Annotated in this window: 14 protein-coding genes and 1 pseudogene; 1 reads left to right on the top strand and 14 read right to left on the bottom strand. The window is 67.3% G+C overall.

Annotated features, from left to right (window positions below):
- The first annotated feature begins 126 nt into the window (after positions 1-126).
- Positions 127-1,443, top strand: coding sequence for a 30S ribosomal protein S12 methylthiotransferase RimO (gene rimO, locus WDM94_08995; protein ID MEJ0012750.1), 1,317 nt, complete (start codon positions 127-129; stop codon positions 1,441-1,443).
- 208 nt (positions 1,444-1,651) lie between these two features.
- On the opposite strand, the gene WDM94_08990 is transcribed toward rimO, so the two are convergent.
- From WDM94_08990 to xdhA, 14 genes and pseudogenes are all read right to left on the bottom strand, one after another.
- Positions 1,652-3,880 (bottom strand): hypothetical protein, encoded by a 2,229-nt coding sequence (locus WDM94_08990; protein MEJ0012749.1) that lies wholly within the window; start codon positions 3,878-3,880, stop codon positions 1,652-1,654.
- Positions 3,881-4,081: 201 nt separating this feature from the next.
- A complete protein-coding gene (locus WDM94_08985) occupies positions 4,082-5,305 on the bottom strand; it encodes an ArgE/DapE family deacylase (GenBank protein ID MEJ0012748.1) in 1,224 nt (407 codons plus the stop codon).
- 6 nt (positions 5,306-5,311) lie between these two features.
- Positions 5,312-5,710 (bottom strand): type II toxin-antitoxin system VapC family toxin, encoded by a 399-nt coding sequence (locus WDM94_08980; protein MEJ0012747.1) that lies wholly within the window; start codon positions 5,708-5,710, stop codon positions 5,312-5,314.
- A 1-nt stretch (position 5,711) separates the two neighbouring features.
- Complete coding sequence (locus WDM94_08975) at positions 5,712-5,954, bottom strand: type II toxin-antitoxin system Phd/YefM family antitoxin (GenBank protein MEJ0012746.1); 243 nt, start codon at positions 5,952-5,954, stop codon at positions 5,712-5,714.
- A 44-nt stretch (positions 5,955-5,998) separates the two neighbouring features.
- Positions 5,999-7,258: a M20 family metallo-hydrolase gene (locus WDM94_08970; protein MEJ0012745.1), complete on the bottom strand. Its 1,260-nt coding sequence runs from the start codon at positions 7,256-7,258 to the stop codon at positions 5,999-6,001.
- On the bottom strand, positions 7,255-7,776 hold the full coding sequence (uraD, locus tag WDM94_08965; GenBank protein MEJ0012744.1) for a 2-oxo-4-hydroxy-4-carboxy-5-ureidoimidazoline decarboxylase: 522 nt from the start codon (positions 7,774-7,776) through the stop codon (positions 7,255-7,257). Before uraD ends, WDM94_08970 begins: the two co-directional genes overlap by 4 nt.
- Positions 7,777-7,807: 31 nt before the next feature.
- The gene (locus WDM94_08960) at positions 7,808-8,989 is read right to left on the bottom strand and encodes a urate hydroxylase PuuD (protein ID MEJ0012743.1); all 1,182 of its coding nucleotides are present in this window, start codon (positions 8,987-8,989) and stop codon (positions 7,808-7,810) included.
- 79 nt (positions 8,990-9,068) lie between these two features.
- Positions 9,069-10,139, bottom strand: a complete 1,071-nt coding sequence (locus WDM94_08955) for a BMP family ABC transporter substrate-binding protein (GenBank protein MEJ0012742.1) — start codon at positions 10,137-10,139, stop codon at positions 9,069-9,071.
- Between the two features lie 72 nt (positions 10,140-10,211).
- A complete protein-coding gene (locus WDM94_08950; GenBank protein MEJ0012741.1) occupies positions 10,212-11,138 on the bottom strand; it encodes an ABC transporter permease in 927 nt (308 codons plus the stop codon).
- Positions 11,125-12,222: an ABC transporter permease gene (locus tag WDM94_08945; protein MEJ0012740.1), complete on the bottom strand. Its 1,098-nt coding sequence runs from the start codon at positions 12,220-12,222 to the stop codon at positions 11,125-11,127. Before WDM94_08945 ends, WDM94_08950 begins: the two co-directional genes overlap by 14 nt.
- Entirely contained in the window at positions 12,212-13,789 is a 1,578-nt protein-coding gene (locus WDM94_08940; GenBank protein ID MEJ0012739.1) for an ABC transporter ATP-binding protein, read from the bottom strand. The genes WDM94_08945 and WDM94_08940 overlap by 11 nt, the downstream gene beginning before the upstream one ends.
- Entirely contained in the window at positions 13,790-14,770 is a 981-nt protein-coding gene (gene xdhC / locus WDM94_08935; GenBank protein ID MEJ0012738.1) for a xanthine dehydrogenase accessory protein XdhC, read from the bottom strand.
- A pseudogene (xdhB, locus tag WDM94_08930) lies at positions 14,767-17,121 on the bottom strand (xanthine dehydrogenase molybdopterin binding subunit). The gene xdhC and the pseudogene xdhB overlap by 4 nt, the downstream one beginning before the upstream one ends.
- Positions 17,111-18,598, bottom strand: a complete 1,488-nt coding sequence (gene xdhA, locus WDM94_08925) for a xanthine dehydrogenase small subunit (GenBank protein ID MEJ0012737.1) — start codon at positions 18,596-18,598, stop codon at positions 17,111-17,113. Before xdhA ends, xdhB begins: the two are co-directional and overlap by 11 nt.

Raw genomic sequence — 18,598 nt, 5'->3', positions numbered from 1 at the left:
TGTTTTTAGCGCGGCGCCGCGAATGTGCGCCGCCCTCCCCGCCCCGCTTGTCTACCCCTCCGGCACCGCGGTTGACAAGGAATCGCCTTGTCTCCAGATAAGCGCCGCCTCGAACCCCCGACATCCATGAACAAGCCCGCGCCGGTCATCTCATTCGTCAGCCTCGGCTGCCCCAAGGCGCTGGTCGATTCCGAGCGCATCCTCACGCACCTGCGCTCGGAAGGCTACGAGGTAGGCAGGAAGCACGAGGGCGCCGACGTGGTGGTGGTCAACACCTGCGGCTTCCTCGATTCCGCCAAGGCCGAGTCGCTCGAAGCCATCGGTGTCGCGATGAAGGAGAACGGCCGCGTCATCGTCACCGGCTGCATGGGCGCCGAGCCCGAGCAGATCCGCGACCGCTTCCCCGACGTGCTGTCGATCACCGGCCCGCAGCAGTACGCCAGCGTCATCGCCGCGGTGCATACCGCGGTGCCGCCGTCGCACGATCCCTTCGTCGATCTGGTGCCGCCGCAGGGCATCAAGCTGACGCCGCGCCACTACGCGTATCTGAAAATTTCGGAAGGCTGCAATCACCGCTGCTCGTTCTGCATCATCCCGAAGCTGCGCGGCGATCTCGTCTCGCGGCCGGCCGGCGACGTGCTGCGCGAGGCGGAGCGGCTGGTGAAGGCCGGCGTCAAGGAACTGCTGGTGATCTCGCAGGACACCAGCGCCTACGGCACCGACGTGAAATACGCGACCAGCAAGTTCCAGGATCGCGAAGTGCGGGCCAAATTCCTCGACCTGACGCAGGAGCTCGGCAACCTCGGCGCCTGGGTGCGGCTGCACTACGTCTATCCCTACCCGCACGTCGATGAGGTCATCCCGCTGATGGCCGAGGGCAAGGTGCTGCCCTACCTCGACATTCCCTTCCAGCACGCCAGCCCCGCGGTGCTGAAGGCGATGAAGCGGCCGGCGCACCAGGAAAAGACGCTCGACCGCATCCGCGCCTGGCGCGCGATCGCGCCCGACCTTGCCATCCGCTCGACGTTCATCGTCGGCTTCCCCGGCGAGACCGGCGAAGATTTCCAGATGCTGCTCGACTGGCTCGAGGAAGCGAAGCTCGACCGCGTCGGCTGCTTCAAGTTCGAGCCGGTCGCCGGCGCCCCGGCCAATGCATTGGCCAATCCGGTGCCGGATGAGGTGAAGACCGAACGCTGGCACCGGCTGATGCAGGTGCAGCAGAAGATAAGCGCGCGCAACCAGCAGAAGCGCGTCGGCCAGCGCGTGCGGGTGATCGTCGACGAGTCCAACGGCAAGGCCGCCAAGGGCCGCTCGGTGTGGGACGCGCCGGAGATCGACGGTGCCGTGCATCTCACTGGCCGCCTGCCGATCCGCGTCGGCGACATTGTCACCGCGAAGATCGAGCGGGCGGATGCTTACGATCTGTACGGGTCGGTGGCGTAGCGGGGGCGGCGGCTCTCGGTGAGAGACACCCCTCCCCAAACCGCTTTGCGGTTGGCCCTCCCACAAGGGGAGGGCTCAAACAAGCGGAGTTCGGGTCGTGCCGCAGGGGTGAACCCTCCCCTTGTGGGAGGGTCAAAACGCCGTAGGCGTTTTGGGGAGGGGTGTGTCTCCTCCCTCCCCTTCGCGTTCGACTTTGCCGCCCACCGCGCTACGGCTTGATCTGCAGGTTCTGCAGCGGAAACTGCGGAACCAACACCTGCAGGCCGCAGGAGCCGTTCTTCAGCCGCACGTTCGGCGGCGTGCACTTCGGCACGCACGCACCCTTGTAGATTTCCTCGCCTGCATTGCAGCTCAACGGTTGCACCGGAAGAACCTGGATCGGGCCGATCGGCTGGAAGACGACACTGCAGTTGCCGTTCGGCAGGCGGACCGACGGTGCCTTGCACTTCACGACGCAGTTGCCACCGACGATCTCGTGCGTGGTCAGGTTACAGAGCGGGAAGATCGGTCCGATGATCCTGATCCCGCACGTGCCATTCGGCTGGCGCGTCTTCGGCGGAATGCACTTGTCGACGCACTGGCCCTTGTAGAATTCCTGAGTCTGCAGGTTGCAGGCAACTGCCGGCGGCAGGCACACGCCCGTTGGGCCGGTGTGCTGCTGGCCCTGCGGGCACTTGGGAACGCACTTGCCGTTGTAGACATCGTTGAGCCGCAGGTCGCACGGCTTCTTCGGCGGCTCGCACTTGCCGTTCTTGCCCGTGCGGACCCAGTCGTTCGGGCACTGCGGCACGCACTTGCCGTTGACGATATCGTTGGTGCGCAGGTCGCACGGCTTCTGCGGCGGGACGCAGCGCTTGCCGTCGCGGGAGAGCACATCGTTCGGGTTCGGGCAGCCGCACGCGCCGCTCTGCTGGCGCACCGTCGGCTTGACGCACGGCGGCAACTGGCACTGGCCGTTGCGCAGATTCTGGCCGGGCGGGCAGATCGGGATGCACACGCCATTCTGCAGCCGCATGTTGGTCGGGCAGACCGGCGGCGGTGGTGGCGACGGGGCGCCGGCGCACTGGATGGTGGCGATGGCGCCGAGGTAGCCGCGGAGCGACGGGTCGCCGGCCTGGTCGTCGTAGTCGACGAACCACGACTGCGTCGGCGGGGTATTCTGCGGCTGGAACAGGGACGTCGAGTTGCCTTGCAGGCCCTCGACCGTGGGGAACCCGGTCGAGCCGTCGCCCGGATCGAGCAGGCGCTCGCCGGTCGACCACAGCGTGGCGCCGCAAGCCTTGAGGTTGATCCGGCCGTTCTGGTCGTAGCCGTAGTTCAGCGCGACACCGCCGTTGGCGTTGGCGTAAGCCGGCGGCAGGCCGACGGAATAGACATCGGGCGCCAGGCGCCAGAGGCCGGGCGACGGATCGCCCGGCGGCTTCGGCACGAAGCGGAGCGTGCGGCTCGCGGCCTCGTTGGCAAGCTCGGTCAGCGCGTAGTCGCCGGCGGTGGCGCCGCGCTCCCCGAGATACATGCGGCCGGCGCCGTCAAACGCGATCGACGCGATCTCGATGCCATCGGCCAGCGAGGGAACGTCGACCTCATGGCGAGCACCGGAAAGAGTGCCGGTCGGGTTGATGCCGACCGACCAGACCTGCGGCCCCTGCGCGACGGCGTAGTAGAGGCGCTTGTTGTAGACGCCGAGGCCGAAGACCCGCCGCGCCGGCGCGGCGATGCCCCAGGTCGACGGGTTGCCGGTGTCGAAGGACGGATCCTCGATGTTGACCGGCGTCGTCGGCACCATCGCGATCGGCGGCAGGCCGGCCGACGGGCGGCCCTCGGTGCCGTGGTCGTAGGTGCCGTTGATCGTGCCGTCGAGACCGATGCGATAGACGATGCCGGTGCCGCGCTCGGCGGCGAATATCTGCGAGGTTGCCGGATCGAATGCGAGCGCGCCCAGGGCAGCGACGCTGCCGACGCCGCCGTCGATGGTGGTGAGCAGCGTGACGTCGCCGGTGACGCCGTCGACGCGCCAGATGGAGCCGGGGCCGCCGCCGATTTCCGGCGGGCCGAACTGGCCGGGCACGAACTGCGCGCCGCTCGCGCCTTCAGCGATGCGCTTCGGCGCGCCGGTCTCGTCGGGCGTGAAGATCGACAGGCCGTAGGCCGAGGTCGCGGCAAGATAGATGTTCGGCGCCTTGGCGCGATCGAGCGTGACGCCAAAGACCTGGCCGACCTGGCTCGGGTTGACGGTGAATGTCTTGGTGACGGTGGACAGCGTGCCTTGCGGCCCGAGCGCCGTCAGGTCATCGACCTCGGCCGAGATGCCCTGCGTGTTGATGGTGAGATAATCGACCGGATCGGCGCCGTCGGGCGGCTGGTTCTGCATCGTGCCGGCAAAGCCGGTGACGACGGCGTAGCCCGGCTTGACGATGGCCTCCTGGGCCGCTGCCATGGTAGTGCCGGCAAGTGCGGCCGCCGCCAGCGCGAGCCCAAGATTCCGGATAGCCGCAAACGCCGTCGAAGCACGCATGAGAATTCCTCCCGTCTCATGGGGCCGCAGCCAGACGAAGCGCCCCCGGGCGCAGGCTCGGCCTGTCGCGCGAAAGTGGCGACGGCAGGCTGAATGGCGTCTGAACGGTCTCGTGGGGCGAGCTTATATACCGGCGAGAAGATCTGCGAGTGTGAAGGCGATCACTTCGGTGGCCGCGCGTAGGTCGGACAATTGCAGGTGCTCGTCGGCCCCGTGCGCGTTCGCCTCGAGGATCGACCTCGGTCCGGCACCGTACAATACGGTCGGGATGCCTGCCGCCGCATAGTGGCGCGCGTCGGTGTAGAGCGGCACCCCGGTGGCGGCGACGTCGATGCCCATCACTTCCTTGGCTCGCCGCTGGATGACCCCCACCATGCGATCGACGCCGGGCAGCGGGCGCAGCGGCTCGGCGAGCATGATGCGCCGGCACTCCACCGTGGTCCCCTGCCCCTTGGGCAGCGCGTTCTCGATCAGTGCGACCAGCGCCCTCTCGACCTCGACGCCGTTCTCCTCCGGCACGATACGCCGGTCGACGCGGAACGTGATCCGATCCGGCACGACGTTGGTGTTGATGCCGCCGGAAATCAGGCCGACCGTGATCTGCGGCGAACCGATGCCCTTCTCCCGGCTGACGATGCCGGCGAGACGCCGGCGCTCGGCGTAGATCGCGGCCAGCACCGGCACGCTCGCCTCCAGCGCATCGGCACCGGTCGCCGGCATCGCCGCGTGCGCCTGCTTGCCGCGCACGGTGACCTCGAGATGGAGGACGCCGTTGTGGGCGGTGGTGATGGCGTAGGCGAAGCCGGCGGAGATCACGAGCGTCGCCCTGGTCAGGCCCTGATCGATCAGCCACTTCGGGCCGATCATGCCGCCGGCCTCCTCGTCATAGGTGAGGTGGAGCTCTATCGCGCCATTGAGGCCGGAGCTGTTGTTCTCCAGCGCCAGCAGCGCGAAGGCATACGTGGCGAAATCCGATTTCGACACCGCGACGCCGCGGCCGTACAGCGCGCCATCCTTCTCGACGGCGCCGTAGGGATCGACCGTCCAGCCTTCGCCGGGCGGGACCACGTCGCCGTGCGCGTTGAGCGCGATCACCGGTCCCTGCCCCGTGCCGAACGACTTCCGCACGATGAGGTTGGTGGCGCTCTTCATCCCGTTAGCGGCTACCAGCGCCGCCGGCACGGGATGGCGCTCGACCGCGAAACCCAGCGCCTGCAGCTCCTGCGCCGCGACCTCGGCCGCACGGCCGCAGTCGCCGGGCGGATTGTCGCTCGGCACGCGCACCAGCGCCTTCAGGAAATCAACCTCGCGCCGCCAGTTGGCGTCGATGGTTTCGCGGATGGTCATGGGTGTCTATCCGATGAGCTTCACGTGTTCGGAGCGCGCTGCCTTGCCAAGGGCCCGGCCGGCCGTTGCGAGTGGATAGTGGAGCCGCAGTGCAAGCTCAAGGTACGCGGCGCCGTAGAACGTCAACGCGTGACGGCGCGCCAACGAACGCGTTTCATCGTCCTTGGGTTGCTCGTCGATCTTAATGCGCAGCAGGCGCAGCCTGGCCCAGGCCTCATCAACATCGGTCCGGCTCAGTCGTTTGCGCCGCTCGGCCATCAGGAGGGCGTTGCGGATCTCGTGCCACCAGATCGACGGCACGGAAGCGGAGTCTGCTCGCAACGTTTCCCAGGCAACCGACGCTTGCTCGTCCGCCTCGTCCAGAAACCAGGCAGCCGTGATGGATGCATCCAGGACGAATGGCACGTTACTCGCGGCCTTCGTTGATCCAGTCGCGAATTTCTTTCCTGGTCGCGGGCTTCGCCCGTTTGCGGATGGCTTCGATCGCCGCCATCGCCTGTTCGACCTCGTCGTCGCGCCCCGTCCGTTCAGGCATGAGACGTGCGACAGGCTTGCCATGGCGCGTGATGACGACGGTCTCACCGCCCTCAACGTCGTCGAGAAGCTGGGTGAAATGGGCCTTGGCGTCGGAAGCTTGAAGTTTGCGCATTTTGACCGGTCACTTTGACCAGTCATATAGCGCCGCGCCGCGGATTACGCAACTTCTGCGGCTATCCCCGCGATCGTCCGCACCAATGCCTCGACCGCCAATCCCATATCCTCCGGCGAAGCATATTCCAGCGGATTGTGACTGATGCCGGCGCGGCAGCGAACGAAGATCATGCCGATGTCGGTGAGGCGGATCATCGCCTGGCCGTCGTGGCCGGCGCCGGACATCAGCTCGCGCGGCGGCTTGCCGGTGACCGATGTTATCGCCGTGGCGATGGCGCGCTTGAGGCGCGGGGCGCAGGTCGCGACCGGCTTCTCGTGCACCGTCTCCATGCCGAAGACGAGGCCGCGGCGGGCGCCGATCTGGCGGGCGCGCTGGCGGATGTCGGTCGCGGCTGCGGCGCGTGTGGCGTCGTCCGATGCGCGGACGTCGAGGGAGAAGTCGGCCTTGCCGGGGATGACGTTGCTGGCGCCCGGGGCGACCTTGATCTCGCCGACGGTGGCGACGAGGCCGGCCTTGGCGCCCTTCCGCGCGACGTCCTCGGCGAGCGCGATGACTTCGGCGGCGCCGGCCAGCGCATCGTGGCGGATCGCCATCGGCACCGTGCCGGCGTGGCCGGCCTCGCCGTGCATCTGCAGGCGGTAGCGGCCCTGGCTGGCGATCGCCGACACGACCGCCAGCGGCTCGTTCGATTGATCGAGCACCGGGCCCTGCTCGATGTGCACCTCGAGGTAGCCGATGACGTTGGCGCGGAGGTACGCCTCGGCGGCAAGGTGCGATGCGTCCGCGCCGAATTCGGCGAGCGCGTCGCGCATGGTCATTCCCTGCTCGTCCTTCATGTCGAGGACACTGGGACCTACGATGCCGGCGATGGTCGACGACGAGATCAGCGTCTTCGGATAGCGCACGCCCTCCTCGTCGCCAAAGGCCAGGACCTCCAGCTCGAAGGGCAGCGCGACGCCGCGGAGGCTAAGTTCCTCCGCCGCGATGATCGCGGCAATGACGCCGAGGTTGCCGTCGTACTTGCCGCCGTCGACGACCGTGTCGATGTGCGAACCGAGCAGCAGGCGCTTCTTCGCGCGCGGGCCATCCTTACCCGCCGCCCGGAGGCCGTGCATCGTGCCGACGGCATCCATGCGGACGGCGAGGTCGGCGCGGCGCATCCATTCGCCGACCAGCATCGCGGCGCGCTTGTGCTCCGGCGTCAGGTAGAGCCGCGTCAGGCGGCCCTCGTCGGCGCTGATCGTCGCCAGCGCCTCGATCATCGCTTCGGCGCGCTCGCCGAGCCGTTTGGTGTCGCTCATCCGAGGACCCGATCTTCCAGGCGGAAGCGGACGATGCGCGCCACCTGCTCCAGCGCGGTCCTGAACTCGACGTCGGGATCGTTGCCGACGCGGTCGGCGAAGCCCTTGAGGATGTCGTGCTTGGTCGCCCCGCGCACCGCGAAGATGAACGGGATGCCGTGGCGGTCGCGGTACTCGGCGTTCATTGCGGTGAAGCGGCGGAATTCTTCCGGTGTCAGCTTGTCGAGGCCGGCGCCGGCCTGCTCCCTCTTCGAGGCGTGCGTCAGGTCGCCGGCGATGGCGGCGCGGCCGGCGAGATCGGGATGGGCGAGCAGCAGCGCGCGCTGGCGCGCCTTGTCGGCGTGGGTGACGGCATCGGCGAACGCGCTGATCATACCGTCGCGCGAATGGAAGGGGCGCCGGTCGGCGGCCTCGGCGGCGACCCACGGCGCGTGCTCGGCGACGTCGCCGAACGCATCGACGAATTCGTCCTCGTCGAGCTGGTTGACGTCGTGCAGCGAGATCGGGAAATCGGCCATGGCCGCCAGAATCCTTCGGGTGGCGGACCTTCTATCGGTTCGTGAGGAAGGCGCCAAGCTGGCGGCGTTCCTCGGCCGTCATGCCGGTCTCGTTGCCGAGCGGCATGGTCGTGCCGTTGACGGCCTGGACCATGATCTGCGCGGCATGGCGGCGGATTTCCTCGACGCTAGTGAGGATCACGTCCTTCGGCGGCGCGTCGAAGCCCTGATGGGTCGGGTGGGCGGCGTGGCACATGGTGCAGTGCTTGTCGATTATCGCCACGACCTCGGCCTCGCCCACGCTCATGCCGGCCATCGCCGGATCGGTGCGCGGCGCCGTCAGCCAGATGGCGAGGCCGAGTGCCACGGCCGCTACCGGCAGCGTCCACGCGATCTTGCTGAACGGGTCGTGCGCGTCGTGGCGGTTGAGGAAATGGCGGACCGAGGCGCCGACGACGATGATCAGCGCGACGACCAGCCACGGCTGCGAGTTGGAGGTCAGCATCGGATAGTGGTTGCTCACCATCATCAGCAGCACGGGCAGCGTCAGGTAGTTGTTGTGCACGCTGCGCTGCTTGCCGATGGCGCCCAGCCGCGGGTCCGGCGCCTCGCCCTTCATCAGCGAGGCGACGATCTTGCGCTGGTTCGGGATGATGATGCCGAAGACGTTGAACGCCATGATCGTGCCGATGAAGGCACCGACATGGATGAGCGCGCCGCGGCCGGAGAAGATGTGCGTGAAGATCCACGCGGCGATCAGGATGAGGACGAAGACAGCGACGGCGAGGATCGTGGTGGCGTTGCCGATCGCCGACTTGCACAGCCGGTCGTAGATCACCCAGCCGAGCGCCAGCGCTACCACCGACAGGAAGATCGCCTGGATCGGCAGCATCGGCAGCACCGACTTGTCGATCAGGAAGACGTCGGCGTGCCAGTAATATTGCAGGATGAGCAGGCCGAAGCCGGTCATCCACGTCAGGTAGGCTTCCCACTTGTACCAGATGAGATCGGGCGGCAATTCCGGCGGCGCGACCAGATATTTCTCGACCTGATAGAAGCCGCCGCCGTGCACTTCCCAGGCGGTGCCGTAGACACCGGGGCGCATGTTCTCGCGCTTCTTCAGCGATAGATCGAGGGCGATGAAATAGAACGACGTGCCGATCCAGCCGATGCCCACCACCATGTGGGCCCAGCGGAAAGCGAGGTTCAGCCACTCGACGGCGAAGTCGGACATCAGCCCCCTGCCCCCTTCACGAAACGGGCGCGCCCCTTTCCGGAAGCGCGCCCGCCGATTTCGTGAGATCAGGCGCCGCCTATTGCGGAACCGGATCGTCGAAGCCCTTCACGAACTTGTTCAGGCCGAGCAGATCGCCGTCCGGAACAACGCTGCCGTCGGCCTGCGTCACCGAGCCGTCCTGCCAGGTGATCGGGCCCTTGAACGGCTGCAACTCGCCCGACTTGATCTTGGCGATCGAGTCTTCGGCAGCCGCCTTGACGTCGTCAGGCATGTTGGTCAGCGGGCCGACTTCGAGCAGGCCCTCCTTCAGCCCTTCCCAAACCTGCTGCGACTTCCAGGTGCCGTCGAGCACATCCTTTGTGCGCTGAATGTAGTACGGCGCCCAGGTGTCGAGCAGCGAGGCAAGGTGCGCCTTCGGGCCGAACGCCGACATGTCGGCAGCTTGGCCCATGCCGAAGACGCCGGCCTTCTCGGCCGCCTGCATCGGCGCGGGCGAGTCGGTGTGCTGGACGATGACGTCGGCGCCCTGGTTGATCAGCGTGTTCGCCGCATCGGCTTCTTTGCCGGGATCGAACCACGATCCGGTAGCGATGAACTTGATCTTGAAGGCAGGATTCACCGACTGCGCGCCGAGCATGAAGGCGTCCATGCCCATGACGACTTCCGGAATCCAGACCGGCACGACGTATCCGGCGAGACCCTTCTTGGACACCTTGGCGGCGATCTGGCCCATCACGTAGCGGCCTTCGTACCAGCGGGTGTTGTAGGTCGAGACGTTGTCGGCGACCTTGAAGCCGGTGGCGTGCTCGAACTTCACGTCCGGGAATTCGCCGGCAACCTTGATCGTGGCGTCCATGAAGCCGAAGGACGTCGTGAAGATCAGCTTGCAGCCGTTCTGCGCGAGGCCGCGGATCGGGCCTTCGGCATCTGCCTCGGGCACGTTCTCGAGGTAGGTCGACGCGTCGACCTTGTCGCCGAACTCCTTGGCGATGGCCTGGCGGCCGACGTCGTGCTGCTGGCTGTAACCGCCGTCGTTGTGCGGCCCGACGTACGCGAAGCACACCTTCAGCGGGTCGGCAGCTTGCGCGGCCCCCGTGGCCAACACGAAGCCACTCGCCAGTGCTGCGGCAGCTAACAGTTTACGCATGTAGGATTCTCCTTGTTCTTCCCTACGAATTCAACAATGGCAGAAACAAAGCAAGAAACGCGCCGGAATCCCCTATCGGTCGGGCACGAATGACTGCCCCAGACACGCCGGCGTATTGGACCGCAGAAGCATACGATTGCGCGAGATGATCACCAAGACCACCACCGTCGCGACGTAAGGCAACATGGTGAGAAACTGCGATGGCAGCGTGATGCCGTAGCCCTGAGCATTGAGTTGCAGGATGCCAACCGCGCCGAAAAGCAAGGCGCCGATGGCCACCCGGAACGGCAGCCAGGTGCCGAACACGACCAGCGCCAACGCGATCCAGCCGCGTCCGGCGGTCATGTTAGGGACCCACTGCGGCGTGTAGACGATGGACAGGTAGGCGCCCGCAAGCCCGGCGCAGGCTCCGCCGAAAAGCACGGCCAGAAAGCGCACCCTGATGACGGGATAGCCCAGCGCATGTGCCGAACCGTGGTTATCGCCAATCGCGCGGAGCACGAGCCCCGCGCGCGTGCGGAACAGGAACCACGAGACCGCGACCGTCAGCAGCACGGCGAAGTAGACAAGCGGGTCTTCGCCGAAGATCAGCGGCCCGACTATCGGTATATCGCCCAGCACGGGGATCTGCAGCCGCTCCAGTCCCAGTCCAGGCACGCTGACGAAGCGGTCGCCGATCAGTGCGGCGAGGCCGAGCCCCATGATCGTAAGCGCCAAACCGGAAGCGACCTGGTTGGTGACGAATATGAGCGTCGCGACCGCGAATATGGTCGCCATGCCCATGCCGGCGAGAATCCCGGCGAGGACGCCGATGACCGGAACGCCGGTCAGGTTGCCGGCGACGAAGCCGACCACAGCGCCCACAACCATCATGCCCTCGACGCCGAGATTGAGAACGCCGGAACGCTCGGTCACCAGTTCGCCCATGCCGGCCAGCAACAACGGCATCGACGCGGTGACGATTGTGAGCAGGATGCCGGTGATCTCAGCCGCGCCCATGCGTCGCCTCCGTCGCAACAACGGCCGGCGCCCGACGCCGCACCCAGCGAATGCGGTAGAAAATCAGCGTGTCCGTGGTCAGCACCAGAAACATCAGCACGCCCTGGAAGACGCTCGCGAACTGCGACGAGACGTGGAACTTGATTTGCACCGCCTGGCCGCCGACCAGCGACAGCGCGAGCACGAATGCGGCGGCAATGATGCCGAGCGGGTTGAGACGCCCCAGAAATGCAACGATGATCGCCGTGAAGCCGTAGCCCGGCGAGATGCTGATCTTGAGCTGGCCGAGCGGACCCATGACCTCCGAGATGCCGGCGAGCCCGGCGAGGCCGCCCGAGATCAGAAACGCCAGCAGCGTCATCCGGTTCTGACTGAAGCCGGCGAAGGCGCCGGCGCGCGGTGCCTGGCCAAGTACGCGAATCTGAAAACCGGTCAGCGTCCGGCGCAGCATGAACCACGCCGCTATCGCAACGACTATGGCGATATAGAAATTCAGCCGCAGGCCGAAGACGTTGGGCAGCACCTGGTCGGGGCTGAACGGCCGGCTGTTCGGGAAATTATGCCCGTTCGGATCGCGCCAGGGTGAGCGGGCCAGCCAGTCGAGCAGGTACTGGGCGATATAGACCAGCATCAGGCTGGTGAGGATCTCATTGGTCCCGAAGCGCACCTTGAGCAGCGCCGGAATTGCGGCCCAGGCCATGCCGCCGAGTATGCCGAGCAGGACCATTGCGAGGACGATGGCCGGGCCGCCGGTGTCCGGGAAGTAGATTGCTATCGCCGAGCCAAAGATCGCGCCTACGGCGAGCTGCCCTTCGGCGCCGATGTTCCAGTTGTTGGACAGGTAGCAGATGGCGAGGCCGACCGCGATCAGCAGCATCGGCGTCATCTTTACGATCAGGTCCTTGATCGACCAGAGCTGCGTCAGCGGCTGGATGAAGTAGGTGTAAAGCGCGTCGGCCGGGTTCAACCCAATCAGCGCGAAGATGACGCCGCCGACGAGGATGGCCAGGCCGAGCGCAATAAGCGGCGAAGTCAGCGCCAGGACTTTCGACCGTTCCGGCCGCCTGATCAGCTCAATTGCCATGCGCTTCCCCGTCCGGATGCTGGTGCGAGCCGCCCATGAGCAGGCCGATCTCCTCGCGCGTGATGCCGTGCGCCGCGTGGGCCGGCGACAGGTGGCCCTTGGAGATGACCGCGACGCGGTCGGATATCTCGAGGATCTCGTCGAGGTCCTGGCTGATGACCAGCACTGCCGAGCCCGAGCGGGCGAGGTCGATCAGCGACTGGCGGATGGTCGCCGCGGCGCCGGCGTCAACGCCCCACGTCGGCTGGCAGACGACGAAGACGCCGGGCTTGCGGTCGAACTCGCGGCCGACGACGAATTTCTGCAGGTTGCCGCCGGAGAGCGAGCCGGCGTCCGGATCGACGGTGCCCTTGCGCACGTCGAAGGTGGCGGTGACGCGGTCGACGATGTCGCGGGCGCCGCCGAAGTTGACGATGGTCGACTTGACCAGCCCCTCGCCGGTGCCGTGGCGGGTCAGCACGACGTTCTGCGACAGCGGCATGCGCGGCACGGCGCCGTGGCCGAGGCGCTCCTCGGGCACGAAGGCGGCGTTCAGCTTGCGCCGCACGTTGACATGGCGGCGACCGACCGGCTGGCCGTCGATGACGATGGCGCCGGGACGGTCGGCGAAGCGCTCGCCGGAGAGCGCGTCGAACAGTTCGTCCTGGCCGTTGCCGGCGACGCCGGCGATCGAGACGATCTCGCCGCCTTTGACCGCCAGCGAAATGTTGTAGAGGCCGACGGCGAACGCGTGCGCCTTGGGCAGCGACAGCTCGGTTATGGCGAGGCGCACGGGCGCGTCGGCGTTGGCCTGCGGCGGCGCGGTCAGGTGGCGGACCTCGGCACCGACCATCAGCGAGGCCAGCCGCGCGGCGGTCTCCTTCTGCGGGTCGCACTCGGCGACGACCTTGCCGTGGCGCAGGATTGTGGCGTGGTGGCAGATGGCGCGCACCTCTTCCAGCCGATGCGAGATGTAGAGAACGGAGACGCCCTCGGACGACAGGCGGCGCAGCACGACGAACAGGTCGTCGGCCTCCTGCGGCGTCAGCACCGAGGTCGGCTCGTCCATGATGATCAGTTCCGGCTCCTGCAGCAGGCAGCGCACGATCTCGACGCGCTGGCGCTCGCCGACCGACAGGTCGGCGACGACGGAATCCGGATTGAGCGGCAGGCCGTAGTCGGCGGAGACGGTCGCGATCTTCTTCTTGAGGTCGGCGAGCTTGGTATCGCCGGAGAGCGCCAGCGCAATGTTCTCGGCGACGGTCAGCGCGTCGAACAGCGAGAAATGCTGGAACACCATGCCGATGCCGAGCTGGCGCGCCGCGGCCGGGTTGGGGATGGTGACGGCCTTGCCCTTCCAGCGGACGGAGCCGCCGGTCGGCTGCAGCGAGCCGTAGAGAATCTTCACCAGCGTAGATTTGCCGGCGCCGTTCTCGCCGAGCAGGGCATGGATCTCACCCGGCTTGATCGAGAAGTTGATCGAGTCGTTGGCCCGAAGCGTGGCGAAATCCTTCGTGATACCAATGGCTTCCAGCGTCGGCTCGCCGGGGAGCCGGGTGAACGCCGCGAGCGGCTGCGCCTCCGCCATCTACGCCCGCCCCGCCATCGGCATTTCCCCCGCCTTCAAGGCCTCGTCGCGCTCGAGCAGCTCGACCACGGTCGTTGCCGCGATCACCGCCGGCAGCTTGGAGTGCACCGCCGAGGCGCCGATCGGGCAGACCATCTCGTCCACCCTTGCACGCGGGATGCCAGCTTCGGCGAGCTGGCGGGTGAAGCGGGCGCGCTTGGTCTTGGACCCGATGACGCCGACGTAGGGGAAACGCGGGTCGGCAAGGCCGACCGCGGCGACCGCAAGATCGAGCGGATGGCTGTGGGTCATCGCCAGCACGAAGGCGCCGTCGGGCGCCGCCGCCAGCACCGCAGCCGGGTCGTCGGCCTGCACGGTCGTGACGTTGGCCGGGACGTAGGCTGGGAACGAATCCGGGCGTGGGTCGATCCATGTCACGCGGAAGGGCAGCGGCGCCAACGCCAGGATCAGGGCGCGGCCGACGTGGCCGGCGCCGAAAAGATAGAGCGGCCGGCGCTCATCGCCGAAGCCTTCGGTCAGGACGCCGCCGGTGTAGGCGGCGGCGCCGGGCGCCAGCTCGTCCTGCTCGATAATCTCGCGGATGACGCCGCGATCCGAGATGAGCCGGCCGCGCGTCGTCAGGTTGCCGGTCGCCTCCTTCTCGGCCAGCGCCTTCACCTCGTCGCGCCGCTCGCGCTCGATCAGTTCCAGCACCAGCTCGACGTTGCCGCCGCAGCATTGACCGAGCTCCGGCCCCAGCGCGAAGCCGCGCGTCTCGGCCTTGGCGGCGTTCGGGTTGGCGAGTGCCGATTGCGCCATCGCGATCGCCTTCCATTCCAGCGTGCCGCCGCCGATCGTGCCGGTGAAGGTCGCGTCGGGGAACACGATCATGCGGGCGCCGGCGTCGCGCGGCGAGGAGCCGCGCTTGGCGGCGATGGTGACCATCGCCAGGCGGCCGTGCCGGTCGATCCCGTCCAGCACCTGACGCCAGATGGCGGTCATGTCTCGACCCCGGCCGGGCGGATGGCGCGCATGATCGCCTCGGGCGTCGCCGGCGCGTCGAGGCGCGGCATGACGGCGGGCTTGAGGCTACAGATGGCGTCGTTGATGGCGGAGAAGACCGAGATCGGCAGCATCAGCGGCGGCTCGCCGACGGCCTTGGAACGGTAGATCGATTCTTCTCGCGGTTGCCGCCCGATTCAAACAGCGCCACGCGGAAAATCGGCCGGCACGTCGGCCGAGGTCGGGATCTTGTAGGTCGAGGGCGCGTGGGTGCGCAGCCGCCCGGCCGAATCCCAGACCAGTTCCTCGGTGGTCAGCCAGCCCATGCCCTGCACGAAGCCGCCCTCGATCTGGCCGATGTCGATCGCCGGGTTGAGGCTCTTGCCGACGTCATGAAGGATGTCGACGCGGTTCACCTTCATCTCGCCGGTCATGGTGTCGACGGTGACCTCGGAGCACGAGGCGCCGTAGGCAAAATAATAGAACGGCCGGCCGCTCACCTTCTCGCGGTCCCACACGATCTTAGGCGTCTTGTAAAAGCCGGCGGCGGACAACTGGATGCGGTTGACGTAGGCGGCAGTCGCCAATTCGCCGAGGCTCATGGTCTGGTTGCCGATAAGCACGTTGCCGTTGGAGAATTCGACGCGCTCGCGCGTGACGTTCCATTCTCCTCGATGAAGGTGTAGAGCCGGTCCTTGATCTGCTTGCAGGCGTTGAGCGCGGCGTAGGCGTTGAGGTCGGTGCCGGCGGAGGCCGCGGTCGGCGAGGTGTTGGGCACCTTGCCGGTGTTGTCGCGGTGATCTTGACCATGTCGAGCGGCACGCCGAATTCCTCGGCGACGACCTGCGCTACCTTGACGTAGAGGCCCTGCCCCATCTCGGTGCCGCCGTGGTTCAGGCTGATCGAGCCGTCGCGGTAGAGGTGCACCAGCGCTCCGGCTGGTTCAACTGGATGAGCGTGAACGAGATGCCGAATTTGACCGGCGTCAGCGCGATGCCCTTCTTGAGGATCGGGCTCGTCGCGTTGAAGTCGGTGATCTCCTGCCGGCGCTCGCGATAGCTCGAGGTCATCTCGAGATCGGCGACCAGTTCGTGCAGGATATTGTCCTCGACGCGCATGCCGTAAGGCGTGCGGTCGCGGCCGACGCCGCCGTAGAAATTGGCCTTGCGCACGTCGAGCGGATCGCGCCCGGTGACATAGGCGATGTGATCCATCATGCGCTCGGCGAACAGCATGCCCTGCGGCCCGCCGAAGCCGCGGAAGGCGGTGTTGGATACCGTGTTGGTGCGCATCCGGCGCGTCAGGATCTTGCACGCCGGGTAGTAGTAGGAATTGTCGGCGTGGAACATCGTGCGATCGACGACGCCCAGCGACAGGTCCTCGGAGTGGCCGCAGCGCGCCGATAGCGTCACGTCGACGGAGCGCAGGGCGCCGTCGCGCGACACGCCGGCGGCGTAATCGACCCGGAAGTCGTGGCGCTTGCCGGTCATGATCATGTCGTCGTCGCGGTCGAGCCGCAGCTTGCACGGATGGCCGGTCTTCCAGGCGGCGAGCGCGGCGAGGCCCGCCCACTGCGAGGCCTGGCTTTCCTTGCCGCCGAAGCCGCCGCCCATGCGCCTGATCTCGACGGTGACGGCGTTGTCGTGCAGGCCCAGCACGTGGGCCACGACGTGCTGCACCTCGGTCGGGTGCTGGGTCGAGGAATGGACGAACATGTCGCCGTCCTCGCCGGGGATGGCGAGCGCAACCTGGCCTTCGAGATAGAAATGCTCCTGCCCGCCGATGCGGAACTCGCCGGTGATCTGGCGCGGCGAGCGCGTCATCTCCTCGGCCGGTTCGCCGCGCTCGAAGACGTAGTCGGGCAGCACCTTGGTGTCGGAGACCAGCGCATCGTCGACGTCGATGACCGGCATGGTCGGCGCCGTCGAGATGCGCGCCTTCTTGACCGCGCGCCGCGCCTGGTCGCGTGTGTCGGCGACGACGGCGAACAGCACCTGGCCGTAGAAGTTGACCTTATCGACGGCGATCAGCGGATCGTCGCCGATGTCCTTCGGGCTGACGTCGTTCTTGCCGGGGATATCGGCGGCGGTCAGCACCGTCACGACGCCGGCCGACGTCTTGGTCGCCTCGAGGTCGATGGCGGTGACGCGGCCTGCGGCGATCGGAGCATAGCCGCAGGCGACATGCAGCGTGCCGACCGGCTCAAGGATATCGTCGATGTAGAGCGCGGTGCCGGTGACGTGCTTGACCGCGCTGTCGTGGGCATACGGCTGGCGGACGATGGCGAAGCGTTCGGCGCCGACCTGCACCGGCGGCGACGTGGCCCCGCTGTTCGGCGTGTCAGCCGGCATTGGCGTCCACCCTCTCGCGCTGGCCGACGACGCGGGTGCGCGTGGTGGCCGTGCCGGCGGCCTCGATCAGGGCCTTGCCGAGCAGCGAGTGCGCCGTCTCCATGCGGTAGCGCGACGAGGCGCGGTGATCGTCGAGCGGCTTGAAGTCGTCGCGAAGCGCGGCGAAGGCGCGTGCCCACGCCTTGGAGTCGCGGAGCTGCTGGCCGGTCAGCGCGGCCTCGGCGTTCGAGGCGCGCTTCGGCACGCCGGCCATGCCGCCGTAGGCCAGCCGGCAGTCGGTGATCAGGCCGTCGGCGTTCACGGCGAAGCGGAATGCCGCCATGACGGCCGAGATGTCCTGGTCGAACCGCTTGGTGACCTTGTAGCAGCGGAAGATATGGTTCGGATCGAGCCGCGGCACGGTGATCGCCGTGACGAGCTCGCCCGGCTCGCGCTTCTGCTTGCCGTACTCGATGTAGAATTCCTCGACCGGCATGGAGCGCACCTGCCGCCCCTTGCGCAGTTCCAGCTTGGCATCGAGCGCGATCAGCATCGGCGGCGTGTCGCCGATCGGCGAGCCGTTGGCGACGTTGCCGCCGACGGTGCCCGAGGCGCGCACCTGCGTGGAGCCAAGGCGGCGCAGCAGCTCGGCTACGTCGGGATCGATCTTGGAAAGATACGGCCCGGCCTGCGCGTAGGTCGCGCCGGCGCCGATGATGATCTCGTGGCCGGTGTCCTCGACGCCGTCGAAGTTCGCCACCTTGCCGATGTGGATCACCTTCGGGATGTCGCGGAGCTGCTTGGTGATCCACAGCCCGACGTCGGTGGCGCCGGCGACGATCACCGCATCGGGGTGCTTGAGGTAGAGCGCGGAGAGCGAATCCAGCGAGGCGGGCGCGGCGAAGAACGTCTCGTCGTCGCCGACGAACACGTCCTCGCCGTCGGAGAGAAACTGCAGCACGCCCATCATGTCGCCGGCGCCGGTGCGGAAGCGATCCTTGCGCGGCTCGGCGCAGGCGGCGAGCGCCGCGTCGACGATCGGGCGATAGCCGGTGCAGCGGCAAAGGTTGCCGGCGATGGTGTCGTTGATTTCCTGGCGCGACACCGGCCCGTCGGTCGACTGGTAAAGCGTGAACAGCGACATGACGAAGCCTGGCGTGCAGAAGCCGCACTGCGAGGCGTGGTTCTCGACCATCGCCAACTGGATCGGGTGGAGCGTGCCGCCGGCCTGCACGAGATCCTCGACCGTGACGACCTCGGTGCCGTCGACCTGGCCAAGCAACTGGATGCACGAGTTCACCGCCTCGTAGGTCAGCTTGCCGTTGCGCAGGCGGCCGAGCGCGATCGTGCAGGCGCCGCAGTCGCCCTCGCCGCAGCCTTCCTTCGTCCCGGTCGAGCCTTCGTTCTCACGCAGATAGTCGAGCAGCATCATGGTCGGCGGAACGTCGACCAGTTCGACCAGGCGGCCGCGGCGGATGAATCGGATCGTGGGACGCAT

The organism is Bauldia sp. (genome assembly GCA_037200845.1).
GTDB lineage: Bacteria > Pseudomonadota > Alphaproteobacteria > Rhizobiales > Kaistiaceae > DASZQY01.
The sequence above is the reverse complement of the archived record's forward strand: the minus strand, read 5'-3'. Positions and strand labels throughout refer to the sequence as shown.